The sequence below is a fragment of the Georgenia sp. Z2081 genome (genome assembly GCF_055326445.1).
Window position 1 is genome coordinate 146,310 of record NZ_JBUZNK010000001.1, and the last position, 13,258, is coordinate 159,567.

The 13,258-nt window shown below is 70.7% G+C and carries 13 protein-coding genes; all 13 read left to right on the plus strand.

Features of this window, described 5'->3' with window-relative positions; translation table 11 throughout:
* Window positions 1–8: 8 nt before the first annotated feature.
* Window positions 9–287: a dihydrodiol dehydrogenase gene (locus ACZLKG_RS00710; protein WP_463647561.1), complete on the plus strand. Its 279-nt coding sequence runs from the start codon at window positions 9–11 to the stop codon at window positions 285–287.
* Complete coding sequence (locus ACZLKG_RS00715; protein WP_463647562.1) at window positions 284–1,063, plus strand: SDR family NAD(P)-dependent oxidoreductase; 780 nt, start codon at window positions 284–286, stop codon at window positions 1,061–1,063. Before ACZLKG_RS00710 ends, ACZLKG_RS00715 begins: the two co-directional genes overlap by 4 nt.
* Window positions 1,063–2,718, plus strand: a complete 1,656-nt coding sequence (locus ACZLKG_RS00720; RefSeq protein WP_463647563.1) for a thiamine pyrophosphate-binding protein — start codon at window positions 1,063–1,065, stop codon at window positions 2,716–2,718. The genes ACZLKG_RS00715 and ACZLKG_RS00720 overlap by 1 nt, the downstream gene beginning before the upstream one ends.
* 36 nt (window positions 2,719–2,754) lie before the next feature.
* Entirely contained in the window at window positions 2,755–3,642 is an 888-nt protein-coding gene (locus ACZLKG_RS00725; protein ID WP_463647564.1) for an amidohydrolase family protein, read from the plus strand.
* 130 nt (window positions 3,643–3,772) lie between these two features.
* Window positions 3,773–4,834 (plus strand): TRAP transporter substrate-binding protein DctP, encoded by a 1,062-nt coding sequence (gene dctP / locus ACZLKG_RS00730; protein ID WP_463647565.1) that lies wholly within the window; start codon window positions 3,773–3,775, stop codon window positions 4,832–4,834.
* A gap of 103 nt (window positions 4,835–4,937) precedes the next feature.
* Complete coding sequence (locus ACZLKG_RS00735; protein WP_463647566.1) at window positions 4,938–6,017, plus strand: TRAP transporter substrate-binding protein; 1,080 nt, start codon at window positions 4,938–4,940, stop codon at window positions 6,015–6,017.
* Between the two features lie 3 nt (window positions 6,018–6,020).
* Window positions 6,021–6,527, plus strand: coding sequence for a TRAP transporter small permease (locus tag ACZLKG_RS00740; RefSeq protein ID WP_463647567.1), 507 nt, complete (start codon window positions 6,021–6,023; stop codon window positions 6,525–6,527).
* Window positions 6,528–6,579: 52 nt separating this feature from the next.
* A complete protein-coding gene (locus ACZLKG_RS00745) occupies window positions 6,580–7,872 on the plus strand; it encodes a TRAP transporter large permease (protein ID WP_463647568.1) in 1,293 nt (430 codons plus the stop codon).
* Between the two features lie 118 nt (window positions 7,873–7,990).
* On the plus strand, window positions 7,991–8,782 hold the full coding sequence (locus ACZLKG_RS00750) for a crotonase/enoyl-CoA hydratase family protein (RefSeq protein WP_463647569.1): 792 nt from the start codon (window positions 7,991–7,993) through the stop codon (window positions 8,780–8,782).
* Window positions 8,779–9,696 (plus strand): 3-hydroxyacyl-CoA dehydrogenase NAD-binding domain-containing protein, encoded by a 918-nt coding sequence (locus ACZLKG_RS00755; protein ID WP_463647570.1) that lies wholly within the window; start codon window positions 8,779–8,781, stop codon window positions 9,694–9,696. Before ACZLKG_RS00750 ends, ACZLKG_RS00755 begins: the two co-directional genes overlap by 4 nt.
* Window positions 9,697–9,714: 18 nt before the next feature.
* Window positions 9,715–11,265, plus strand: coding sequence for an o-succinylbenzoate--CoA ligase (gene menE / locus ACZLKG_RS00760; protein ID WP_463647571.1), 1,551 nt, complete (start codon window positions 9,715–9,717; stop codon window positions 11,263–11,265).
* A 195-nt stretch (window positions 11,266–11,460) separates the two neighbouring features.
* On the plus strand, window positions 11,461–12,039 hold the full coding sequence (locus tag ACZLKG_RS00765; RefSeq protein WP_463647572.1) for an amino acid synthesis family protein: 579 nt from the start codon (window positions 11,461–11,463) through the stop codon (window positions 12,037–12,039).
* Entirely contained in the window at window positions 12,036–13,235 is a 1,200-nt protein-coding gene (locus ACZLKG_RS00770) for an amidohydrolase family protein (RefSeq protein WP_463647573.1), read from the plus strand. The genes ACZLKG_RS00765 and ACZLKG_RS00770 overlap by 4 nt, the downstream gene beginning before the upstream one ends.
* The last annotated feature ends 23 nt before the right edge of the window (window positions 13,236–13,258 follow it).

The following is a 13,258-nucleotide window of genomic DNA, read 5'->3' on the forward strand; positions in this document are numbered from 1 at the left end:
GGAGAGACATGAGCGAGAACCAGGGCACGCCCGCCGCCGAGAACCCCGACACCGGGGAGATGCTCGAGTACCCGCGTGACGGCGGGAACGACGGGCCGATCATCATCGCCAACGAGTTCGCCGACGTGGTGGTGCGCAAGGTCGAGACCCGCAACGGGGTCCGGCTCGAGATCTGGTCGCCCAAGCGCGGGACCGCCGTCCGCTACGACGCGGTGGCGCTGGACTGCCTGAGCTACCAGGAGCCGGAGTTCATCACCTCGCTGCTGGCGCGGAACCCCGGCGCATGAGCGCCCCCGAGACCGGGCCCGCCGTCCTCGTGACGGGCGGCGGGTCCGGGATCGGGCGCGCGGTGACCGAACGGTTCGTCCGCGACGGCGCGCGTGTCACCGTCCTCGAGCGTTCCGCCGCCCACGCGGAGGAGCTGCGTGCGGCGTTCGGGGACGCACTCACCGTGGTCGAGGGCGACGCCGCCGACGCTCCGACCGTGGCGCGCGCGGTCGAGGCCGCGTGCGTGGACGGCGGGATCGACAACCTCACGTGCTGCGTGGGGGTGTTCGACCAGTACGCGTCGGTGCGTGATCTCGCGCCGGACAGCCTCGTCGCGGCGGCCGAGGAGATCTGGCGGCTCAACGTCCTCACGACGCTGCTCGCGGTCAACGCCGCCTACCCCGCGCTGCGGTCCCGGCGCGGGTCGATCACCCTCACGCTCTCCGAGTCGGCGTTCCACGCCGTCGGCGGCGGCGTGCTCTACGGCAGCTCGAAGTGGGCGCTGCGCGGGGTGGTCGCGCACCTGGCCGCCGACCTCGCCCCCGAGGTCCGGGTCAACGGAGTCGCCCCGGGAGGTACCGGAGGCACCCGGTTCGGGGGGCTGACGGCGCTCGACCAGCGCTCCACGGCGGACCAGGTCGAGGGCCGGGACGAACGCATCGCCGCGGGCACCCTGCTCGGGGTCACCCCGCGCCCGGAGGACCACGCGGGCGCATACGCCTACCTCGCCGACGCGCGCCTGTCCGGCGTCGTGACGGGGATCGTCATCAACACGGACGGTGGACGGAGACTGTGATGAGTGCTCGGCTGAGGACACTGGTGTCCGAGGTGGTGGGGCAGACGCTCGCCGACCTCGGCGTCGACCACGTGTTCGGCGTTGTCGGCAGCGGCAACTTCGAGGCGACCGACGCGCTCGTGCGCGCCGGTGCCACCTTCGTGGGTACGCGCCACGAGGCCGCGGCCACCGGTGCCGCGGACGCGTTCTGGCGCACGACGGGTCGGCTTGCCGCCTGCACCGTCCACCAGGGGCCGGGGCTGACGAACACCCTGACCGCGATCGCCGATGCCGCGAAGTCCCGATCGGCGCTGATCGTCATTGCCGGCGCCACGTCCGCCGGCGCCACGCGGTCGAACTTCTTCATCGACCAGGCCCGGCTCGTCGAGGCGGCCGGTGGCGTGGCCGAGCGCATCCACGGCGCCGACACGGTCGTCGAGGACGTCCGCAGGGCATGTCGTCGCGCCGTCGTCGAGCGGCTGCCCGTCGTCCTCGACATGCCGCTGGACGTCCAGCACGAGGAGGTCGAGGCACCGGCCGGTGCCGCCGGCGACCCGCTGCGCCCCCTCCCGCGTACAGCGCCCGCCGGCGAGACCGTCGCCCGCCTGGTCGAGGCGGTCCGCGCGGCACGCGCCCCGGTGGTCGTCGCCGGTCGGGGCGCCTGGCTCTCCGGGGCCTCCGACGTCGTCGCGGAGCTCGCCGAGCGCATCGACGCACCCCTTGCCACCACGGCCGTGGCCAAGGGCATGTTCGAGGGGCGCCCCCGTGACGTCGGCATCGCCGGCGGCTTCTCCGAGGAGCCGGCGGTCGCCGCCCTGGAGGGCGCCGATCTCGTCCTCGCCCTCGGGGCCTCGCTGACCACGTGGACCACGCGCGGCGACACGATCTTCCGGCAGGCGCCCACGGTCGTCCAGGTCGACGACGACCCGTCCGCCCTCTCCCTCAACCCCCACGTCGACCTCGAGGTCCTCGGCGACGTGCGGGAGACCGTCACGGCGCTGCTTCGCGAGCTCGGTCCCGGCGAAGCCGGGTCAGGCACGGGAACGACGGCCGCGCCCGCCACGCAGGACGGTGCGGGTGGGCCCGTCCCGCGCGTCGCGGAGGGGCGGTGCCACCCCGGACGACTCACCGCCGTACTCGACGAGGTCCTGCCGGACCGGCGCACGCTCGTCGTCGACGGCGGCCACTTCATCGGCTGGCCCGTGCGTGGGCTGCGCGTGCCCGATCCCGCGGGATTCGTCTTCTCCAGCGCCGGCTTCCAGTCGATCGGGCTCGGGATCGGTGCGGCGGTCGGCGCCGCCGTCGCCCGGCCCGACCGGCTCACCGTGCTCGCCGCCGGTGACGGCGGACTCCTCATGTCGCTGCCTGAGCTCGAGACGCTGTCCCGGCTCGACGTCCCGCTCGCGGTCATCGTCTACAACGATGCGGCGTACGGCGCGGAGGTCCACCACTTCCGCGGCCTCGGCAGCGGCATGGAGCTCGTGCAGTTCCCCGAGACGGACTTCTCCGCGGTCGCACGCGCTCTCGGCCTGAGGTCCGTCGTCGTGCGCGACGAGGCCGACCTCGCCCCCTTCACGCAGTGGTGCGCGGCGCCCGACGGCGTGTTCGTCGTCGACCTGCGCATCGACCCCGACGTGGTCGGGCCGTGGGCGGAGCAGGACTTCCTCGGGCACTGACCCGAGATGAAGCCCCCGACGAACCGAGGAGACGACGTGACCATCCGACCCGGCGTCCGCGCCATCGACGTGCACACGCACGTCATGCGATCCGTCGGTGCCGCCGAGACCCGACTCAACGCGGCGGAGCAGGCGATCGCCACCACCTTCCGCGCCGGCCGGTTCCTCGACCTCGTCGAGATGGCCCAGCACTACCGCGAACGCAACCTCGCCTTCGTCGCGTTCACCGTCGACGACCGCACGAGGTCCGGAGAGCCGCCCGGGGTCTCGACGGAGGAGATCGCCCGCGCGTGCGTCGAGCACGAGCTCACGGACGTGGCCATCCCCTTCACGTCCGTCGACCCGCACTGCGGGCAGGAGGCGGTCCGTGAGGTCGAGCGGCACGTGCGCGATCTCGGGTGCCGTGGCGTCAAGCTCCATCCGAGCCAGCAGGGCTTCTTCCCGCACGACCGGCAGTGGTACCCGCTGTACGAGAAGATCGCCGAGCTCGGTGTCCCCGCGCTCTTCCACTCGGGGCAGACGGCGGTGGGGCGCGGACAGACGGGCGGCGGTGGCATCCGCCTGAAGTACTCGAACCCGATGTTCCTCGACGACGTCGCCGTGGACCACCCCGATCTGCGCATCGTCGTCGCTCATCCCTCGTTCCCCTGGCAGGACGAGGCGATCGCCGTCGCACTGCACAAGCCCAACGTCTACATCGACCTCTCGGGCTGGGCGCCTAAGTACTTCCCCGCCCAGCTCGTCCGGTATGCGCGCACGCAGCTCCAGGACAAGGTGCTGTTCGGGACCGACTACCCGGCCATCACTCCGGACCGGTGGTTCGAGGAGTTCGCGGCCTACGAGTTCCCGGAGGAGGTCACCGAGAAGCTGCTGCGCGGGAACGCCGCACGGCTGCTCGGGATCGAGCTCCATGCACCCGACTGACAAGACCCCCACGGCCCCCTCGGGGCCCTAGAGGTTTGTACCCGTACGGGGCACAGCCCCGCGACGGGCCCGCCGCTAACTTCGAGGACACCGCACGAGGACGTGCGGGACGACCAGCCAAGGAGCAGCCATGAGCGTCCGACACCGCACTCTCGGCATCGCCACCTGTGTGAGCGCGGCCGCCTTCCTCGCCTCCTGTACCGGCAGCAGCGGGGCCGGCGACGACTCGGGAAGCGACGGCGGGGGAGCCGTCACCCTGCAGTACGCGTTCTACGGACCCGCCGGGTCGCACGCAGGCACACAGATGGAGGAGTGGGCGACCCTTGTCGAGGAGCGCACCGACGGCCGGGTGAGCGTCGAGACCTTCCCCGGCGGCACCCTCCTGGGTGCCGGCGACATCTTCGACGGCGTCGACCAGGGGGTCGTCGACGTCGGCCTGGACTCGCCCCACAACGACGAGTCGCGCTATCCCTTCAGCTCCGTGATGTCGCTGCCGCTGGGCATCGAGGACGCGCGGGTCGGCAGTGCCGTCTACCTCGATCTGCTCACCGAGTTCGAGCCCGCCGAGCTCGACGGATACCAGCTGGTCACGGCGTTCACCGCCGAGCCGTCCTTCATCCAGTCGTCCGCCGCGGTCGAGTCCTACACGGAGCTCGCCGGCGACGAGATGCGTGTGTCCGGCACGTTCGTCCCGACCGCCGAGGCGCTCGGGTTCACCGCGGTGGGCATGCCGATCCCGGACGTCGCGGAGGCACTGCAGACGAGCGTCGTCAGCGGCTACATCTCCTCCCGCGACGTGCTCCGCGACTTCGGCCTCGCCGAGATGATCTCCACCGTAATCGAGTATCCCTTCGGACTCGCCGGCACCTTCGTCGCCGTCATGGACGAGGACCAGTACGCCACCCTCTCGGCGGACGACCAGACCGTCGTCGAGGAGCTCACCACCGAGATGTCCGAGTTTGCCGCCGGCTACCAGGACGACGAGAGCGTCGCCGGTGCTGTCGCGTACTCGGAGGAGGAGTTCGACGTCGAATTCATCGAGCCGACGCCCGAGGACGCGGCGACCTTCGACCAGGTGTCCGAGCAGGTCCGCCAGGAGTGGGTCGAGAGCCAGTCGGGCGCCGACTTCGACGCCCAGGCGGTGCTCGATCGTGCGCTCGAGCTCGTCGACGAGCACGCCGGAGCGCAATGAGCCCTGCCCGATACCGAGCGGGCCGAACCGCAGCGGTCCGCAGCTGCAGCACACCGACGGCTACGCACCCCCACCTTGTCCCCACGTCCGACCGGAGCATCCCATGAAGCGACAGACACTCATCCCCACCGTCGGCCTGGCAGCCGCCACCACGCTCGTCCTTGCCGCATGCACCGGCAGCGGTGGTGACGGCGGGAACGGCGAGGCCGGCTCGGACGGCGCGGGCGGGGACGTCACGCTCTCCTACGCGTTCTTCGCCCCGGCCGCCTCGTTCCCCGCGATCCAGATGGAGGAGTGGGCCACCGAGATCAACGAGCGCACCGACGGGCAGGTCTCCGTCGAGACGTTCCCCGGCGGCACGCTGCTCAGCGCCGGCGACATCTACGACGGGGTGAGCCAGGGCGTCGTCGACATCGGCCTGGACTCGCCGGCGTACGACACGGAACGGTTCCCGTTCTCCTCGGTCATCAACCAGCCGATCGGGATCGAGAACGCCCAGGTCGCCAGCGCGACCTTCCTCGACCTGCTGCTCGAGTACGAGCCCGATGAGTTCTCGGAGTACGTCGTCATCACGGCCTTCACCACGGAGCCCGCATACATCCAGTCCGAGCAGGAGATCACCGCCGCGGAGGACTTCGCGGGAGTCAGCCTCCGCAGCTCGGGCGCCGCGGTCCCGACCCTCGAGGCGTTCGGGGCCAACCCCGTCGGCCTCTCGATGGCAGACGTCGCGGAGAACCTGCAGACCGGCGTCATCGACGGCTACATCTCCTCGCGCGAGGTGATGCGGGACTTCTCGCTCGCCGAGCTCGTCAACTACGTGACGGACTACCCGTTCGGCGTGTCCAACAGCTTCGTCGCGGTGATGGACCGTGACGCCTTCGAGGCGCTCCCGCAGGACGTGCAGAACACGATCCTCGAGCTGCGTGAGGAGATGAGCGACTTCGCCGCCGAGCTCCACGACGGCGAGAACGTCGCGGGCTCGCTCGAGTTCGCGCAGGAGGAGCACGGTGTCGAGATCGTCGACGTGCCCGAGGACGAGCGCGCCGAGTGGGACACGACCATGGAAAGCCTGGCCGACGACTGGGTCGCTGCCCACGAGGGTGCCGACTTCGACGCCCAGGAGGTCCTTGACCGCATGCGCGAGCTGGCCGACGAGCACGCCGCCGAGCTGGGGGAGGGCTGATCCGTGCAGGGATTCATCCTCGTCACCGAGCGCGTCAACAGGGTCCTCGCCTGGTTCGCGGGCGCCGGTCTCGTGGCGATGCTCGCGGTCCTCATGGGCAACTTCGCCCTGCGCCTGTTCGGTCGGCCGCTGGCGGGGACCTACGAGCTCGTCTCACTCGCGGCGATCGTCGTCGGCGCTCTCGCGCTGGGCGAGGCCCAGGTGTACAAGGCGCACGTCGCCATCGACATCGTCACCGTGCGACTGCCGAAGAAGGTCCAGCTCGTTGTCGGTGCGATCGTCACCGTCGCCTCCATCTTCCTCATCGTCCAGACGGTCCTCGCCCTCCAGATCTACGGGGCGAACATGTCGGCCTCGGGGTCCTCCACCGAGATGCTCAAGATCCCGGTCGGAACGATCGTGTGGGTCCTCATCATCGGGTTTGCCGGACTGGTGCTCGCCCTCGTCGGCGACCTCGGCCGCATCGTGCGCGCCTGGCGTGACCGCCGGCCCGAGCTCGACATCTGGTGACGGCCGGCCCGGCCCCCGCCCGCCCCGCCGCACCCGCCCAAGGAGCACACTCGTGAGTCCCACAGTCATCGCCGTCCTCGGCATCGTCATCCTGCTCGGGGTCCTCTTCCTCCGGCTGCCGGTCGCCTTCGCCATGCTCGGCGTCGGGTTCTTCGGCGCGATCTCCCTCAGCAACCAGGACGCTGCCCTGCAGCTGCTCGCCTCGGACCTGTACCGGCAGTTCTCGTCCTACACGATGGCGGTCGTCCCGCTGTTCATCCTCATGGGGCAGATCATCTTCCGCACGGGGATGAGCTCGAAGCTGTTCGACGCGGCCTACAAGTGGGTGGGCCACCTCCCGGGCGGTATCGCCGCGACGACGATCCTCGCGAGCATCGGCTTCTCGGCGGTGTCCGGTTCGAACTCCGCCGCGACCGCGACGATGGGCTCGGTCGCGCTGCCGGAGATGAAGAAGTACAACTACGACCCGCGCCTCGCCGGCGGATCGGTGGCCGTGGGCGGCACCCTCGGGATCCTCATCCCACCATCGACGGCGCTCATCATCATCGCCGTCCAGTCCGAGCAGTCGATCACCACGCTGTTCGGTGCCGCGCTGGTGCCGGGAATCATCACCGGGGTCGCGCTGCTCCTCACCGTCTTCATCATGTCGGCGATCAAGCCCGAGCTCGGACCCGCGGGACCGAGGTCGACCTGGGGCGAGCGCTTCCGGTCGCTGTCCGGCGCCATCGAGGTGGCGGTTCTCTTCACGGTCGCGATCGTCGGTATGTTCATCGGGCTGTTCACCCCGACCGAGGCCGCTGCGGTCGGCGCGTTCGGCGCGATCGTCATCAGCCTCATCACCCGAAGCATGTCCTTCAAGCTCTTCTGGCAGTGCGTCATCGAGACCCTGCGGATGTCGGCGATGGTCATCCTGCTCGTCGCCGCCGCCATCGTCTTCGGCCGCTTCCTCGCCCTGAGCCGGGTCCCGTTCGACCTCGCGGACTGGGTCGCGGGCCTCCCGATCTCCCCGATCCTCGTCGCGCTCATCGTCATCGCCATCTACCTCGTCGGCGGGGCGCTCATGGACGCGCTCGGCTTCCTCGTCATCAGCATCCCGCTGCTGTTCCCCGTGCTCACCGGACTGGGCTACGACCTCGTGTGGGTGACCATCGTCCTCACCCTGGTGACCACGATCGGTGCCATCACGCCGCCGGTGGGGGTCAACGCCTTCATCACCGCGGGCATCGACAAGTCCCTCGACGTCGTCACGGTCTTCCGCGGATGCCTGCCGTTCCTCATCCCCTTCGCGGTGATGATCACGCTCTTCTTCATCTTCCCCGGAATCGTCCTGTTCAGCGTCGGATAGACGCGGTTGTGACGACCGCCCGCCGGCGCTCGATCGAGCTCGCGGACGGCACCCGCCCGTGGGCCCCGCCGCCCTCGGGCGACCAGATCCCGTACCGAACCCGACGAGAGGACCGTCGATGGCCACCACCCTGAGGGAGTCCCGCGAGGGCCGTGTCCTCGTCCTGCGCATCGACCGGCCGAAGAAGCGCAACGCGCTCGACGACGCCACGGTGTCGGCGATCGCTGAGGCGCTCTCCCGGGCGGGGGACGACGTGGGGTGCGCGATGCTTGCCGCGGAGGGTCCGCACTTCAGTGCTGGTCTCGATCTCAACGAGCTACGGGAGGGCGACGCATTCGGTGCGCTTGCCTCCTCGCGTCGCTGGCACCGCTACATGGACGCCGTCCAGTACGGCCCGGTACCGGTGGTCAGCGCGCTCCACGGCGCGGTCATCGGCGGCGGGCTGGAGCTCGCGGCCGCCACGCACATCCGCGTCGCCGACACCAGCGCGTTCTTTGCTCTGCCGGAGGGGGCGCGGGGCGTGTACGTGGGAGGTGGGGGGACGGGCAGGCTCCCGCGTCTCATGGGAACCGCCCGGATGGCGGACCTCATGCTCACTGGACGGGTCCTCACCGCGGAGGAGGGCGAGCGCTTCGGTCTCGTCCAGTATCTCGTCGACGAGGGGACCGTCGAGCAGAAGGCGCTTGAGCTCGCCCGCACCATCGCCGGCAACGCACGCATGACGAACTTCGCGCTCACCCAGCTCCTGCCGCAGCTCGCTGACGCCAGCCAGAACGCCGCGCTCGCGGCCGAGTCCGTCATGGCGGCGCTCGCCCGCTCGGACACCGAGGCGGAGTCGCGCCTCTCGGAGTTCCTCGAGGGTCGCTCGGCGCGCGTACGGCCCGGGCCTACGCACGAGGACGAGCGATGAGCGGGACCGTTGCCGTCGTCGGTACCGGCGTCATCGGGGCGAGCTGGACCGCCCACCTCCTGGCACGCGGCTACGACGTACGCGCCACCGATGTCGCGCCCGGCGCGCACGACCAGCTCCGGGCCGCCGTGGATGCCCGCTGGGAGGCCGCCACCAGGCTCGCCCCGGACTCCGGCCGCGGATCGCTCGAGTTCGCCGCCGGACTGCCGGACGCGGTCGACGGCGTGGTGCACGTCCAGGAGAGCCTGCCCGAGGACCTTCCGCTCAAGCGCCGTGTCCTCGCCGAGATCGACGACCTCGTCCCGGACGGGATCATCGTCGCCTCCAGCTCGTCGGCGCTGCTTCCGAGCGAGCTTCAGCAGGACTGCCGACGGTATCCGGGCCGCGTGGTCGTCGCCCACCCGTTCGACCCGCCCCACGTCGTCCCGCTCGTCGAGGTCGTCGGTGGTGAGGCCACCACCCCGGAGGTCATCGCCCGCGCGTTGGCCTTCTACGCCGACGCAGGAAAACGGCCCGTGCACGTGCGCGGGGAGCTGCGGGGGCACGTCGCCAATCGTCTGCAGGCGGCACTGTGGCGAGAGGCCTACTCCCTCGTGGCGAGCGGAGTCGTCTCCGTCGCCGACGTCGATACCGCTGTGAGCGCAGGTCCCGGGCTGCGATGGGCGCAGTACGGACCTTTCGTCAACCTGCACCTCTCGGGTGGAGCGGGCGGCATGCCCAGGGTGCACGAGCACCTCGGCCCGACCATGGAGACCCTGTGGGCCGACCAGGTCACACCAAGCCTGGGCCGGGCACTCATGGACCAGGTCGAGCGCGAGACGGTCGCGCTCACCGAGGACGCCGGAGACGAGCAGGTTCGCCTGCGCCGGGAGGAGCTGCTGGTGCGGCTCCTGGCCCTCCAGTCCGAGATCTAGTCACGAAAGGACGCATCGATGCGTGACGCAGGAGTGGGCTCGTGGCCCGCCAGACAGATCCGCACCACCCCGGACAAGACCGCCATCGTGTTCGAGGGAACCGAGCTCAGCTACAGGGAGCTCTACGAGCGCAGCGTGCGTCTCGCACAAGGCTTGCGCGCCCGTGGCGTCGGTCGTGGCGACCGCGTCGCCTACCTCGGACCGAACCACCCCGCACTCGCGGAGACGTTCTTCGCCGTCACGATGCTCGGTGCCGTCATCGTCCCGCTCAACACGCGCCTGTCCGCGACCGAGCACACCTTCATCCTCGAGGACTCACGCGCGAAGCTCCTGATCCACGACGCCGAGCTCGACGAGGTGGTCGATGCGCTGGGCGAGGATCTCCACGTGGAGCGCACGATCGTCGTCGGTGAGGTGCACGGCACCGGACGCCATCGGTTCGAGGATGTCGTCGCGGGCTCGTCCGCGGGGCCCGTCGACGAGGACATCGGCCTCGACGACGTGGCGATGATCCAGTACACGTCCGGCACCACGGGCCGGCCCAAGGGCGTGATGATGACCCACGGGAACATCACGTGGAACTCGATCAACATGATGATCGACATCGATGTCCGCACCGACGAGGTCAGCCTGCTCGTCGCCCCGCTGTTCCACACGGCGGGCATGAACAACTGCTTCCTCACCACCGTCCTCAAGGGCGGGACCGTGGTGATGATGCGGTCGTGGGAACCCGAGCTGGCCGTCGACCTCATCGAGCGGCACCGGGTGACCATGTTCCTCGGTGTGCCGACCATCTTCCAGACCCTGGCACGGTCCCACCGTTGGTCGACCGCGGACTTCTCCTCGCTGCGCTCGCTGCCCTGCGGGTCAGCCCCCCTGCCCCGAGCCCTCATCGAGACCTACGCCGACCGCGGACTGGCCTTCCTCCAGGGCTACGGCATGACCGAGTCGTCGCCCAACGCGACCTTCCTCCGGGCCGACCGTGCCATCGACAAGCTCGGGTCGGCCGGCACCCCTTGCTTCTTCAGCGATCTGCGCATCGTCGACCCGACGGGACACGACGTACCCGCCGGGGAGCGAGGAGAGGTCCTCATCCAGGGCCCCAACGTCATGGCCGGCTACTGGGAGCTCGAGGACGTCACGGCCGAGACCGTCGACGACCAGGGGTGGCTGCGGACGGGGGACGTCGCCATCAGGGACGAGGACGGCTTCGTCTTCATCGTCGACCGGATCAAGGACATGATCATCTCGGGCGGGGAGAACATCTACCCGGCCGAGGTCGAGGAGGCGCTCTACCGGCACCCGGGCGTGGCGGACTGTGCCGTTGTCGGGGTCCCCGATGAACGCTGGGGCGAGGTCGGGCACGCCTACGTCGTGCCGGCTGCCGGCGCGGCGCTCGACGCCGATGCGCTGCGCTTCCACCTCCGTAGGGAGCTCGCTCCGTACAAGGTGCCCAAGACGTACGAGGTGCTCGACAAGCTTCCCCGCAACGCCTCCGGAAAACTCGTCAAGAAGGGACTGCGGGAGCAGGCCGCACAGACCGTCGGCACCGCCTCGCCGGGGGCCTGAACGAGGTGCCCGGCTGTCACCCGGAGCGAGCCGCAAACTACCCGGCTGGGTGATGTGACGCCCGCAACCGGCGACCTACTCTCGAATAGACGCAGGGGTCGTACCGCCGTCGCGACGGAGCGCCGACCAGATGCCACCGACGTCCCGACCGCACCACGGCCGGACGGGACCAGAACTCTCCCCTGGAGGACACTCGTGCTGAAGATCCGGAAGCTCTTCTCGCAGATCGACGCGACCTACGCCGCGGCGGGCCGCTCGGACGACGGGCAGCCGCTGCGCAAGGTCGTCGTCGCCGCCGTGGTCGACAACCCGTACGCCGGTCAGGGTTACGTCGCGGATCTGCAGCCGATCATCGACGCCTCGGCCGCGATCGGCACGCAGCTCGGCGAGGAGGCGGCCCGCCTGCTCGGCGAACCGGTGGAGAGCTACGGCAAGGCCGGGATCGCCGGCCTGGCCGGCGAGCAGGAGCACGTCAACGCGGCCCTCACCTCCGTGTTCGGCAACGCTTTCCGGGATGCGATCGGGGGAGGCAAGGCCTGGATCACCTCCGTGACCAAGGTCGGGCACGCCGGCGAGACCATCGACGTCCCCACCGCCTACAAGGACGACGTCTGGGTCCGCAGCCACTACGACGCCGTCGCGGTCCGCATCCCCGACGCACCGCGCGCGGACGAGCTCGTCATCATCGCGGCCGTCACCAACCGGGGCCGCGTCAACGCCCGGGTCGGCGGCATGTCGGTCGCCGAGGCGGTCGAGAAGGGCGCGCAGGCATGAGCACGCTCGCCGTCGTCGGAGCCGGCACGGTCTTCTCCGGCGACTTCGGCAGCCCGACGCTCGACGGGGTCGACACTCTCATCGCCACCGACGGCGAGATCACCGCGATCGGCCGCCGCGAGGATCTCGCGGCCGAGGTCTCCGCCGCGACGCAGGTGCTCGACGCCGACGGTATGACGCTGGCCCCGGGCCTCATCGACTCGCACTGCCACGTCGTCCTCGGCGACTACACCCCCCGCCAGAAGACGGTCGACTTCCTCGCCAGCTACGTCCACGGCGGCATCACCTCCGTGGTGTCCCCCGGGGAGATCCACGCACCGGGGCGTCCCCACGACGCGATCGGCGTCAAGGCGCTCGCCATCGCTGCCAAGTCGTGCTTCCGCGACTTCCACCCCGGCGGGATGACCGTCCACGCGGGCGCCGTCGTGCTCGAGCCCACCCTGCAGGAGCAGGACTTCGCGGACCTCGAGGAGGCCGGCGTCAACCTGGCGAAGTTCGGGTTCGGCCTGTACGAGGACCCCGCAGACGGCGTCGACCAGGTCCGCTGGGCGCGCGCGCACGGCATCCGCGTGATGTGCCACTCCGGCGGCGCCTCGATCCCCGGCAGCAAGCCGATCACCCCCGACCACCTCATGGCGCTCGCGCCGGACGTCTGCGGCCACATCAACGGCGGCCCGACCTCGCTGGACGCCGCCGGGGTCGACCGGATCATGGACGAGACCGAGATGGCCCTCCAGCTCGTCCAGGCCGGCAACCTGCGCTCCGCGGTCCGTATCCTCGAGCGCGCGGTCGAGACCGGCGTGCTCGCGCGCGTGGTCGTCGGCTCGGACACGCCCACGGGCACCGGCGTGATGCCGCTCGGCGTCATCAAGACCGTCGCCGAGCTGTCCTCGTGGACCGACGTCGACCCGGCCGTCGTCTGGGCGCTCGCCTCGGGCAACAACGCCCGCACGTGGGACCTGCCCGCAGGCCTGATCGAGGTGGGCCGCGCCGCCGACCTCGTCCTCATGGACGCTCCCTGGGGCTCCCAGGCCGACGACGCCCGCGGCGCCCTGCGCATCGGGGACATCCCCGGGATCTCCGCCGTGGTCACCCGCGGCGAGGTCCGCGCCCTCCGTTCCCGCAACACGCCGGCCGCAGCCCGCTCGGCCACCGCGACCCCCGCGATCGCGCACCTGGCGGCCGGCGGCCACTGAGCCCGCCACACGAAGGAGACACA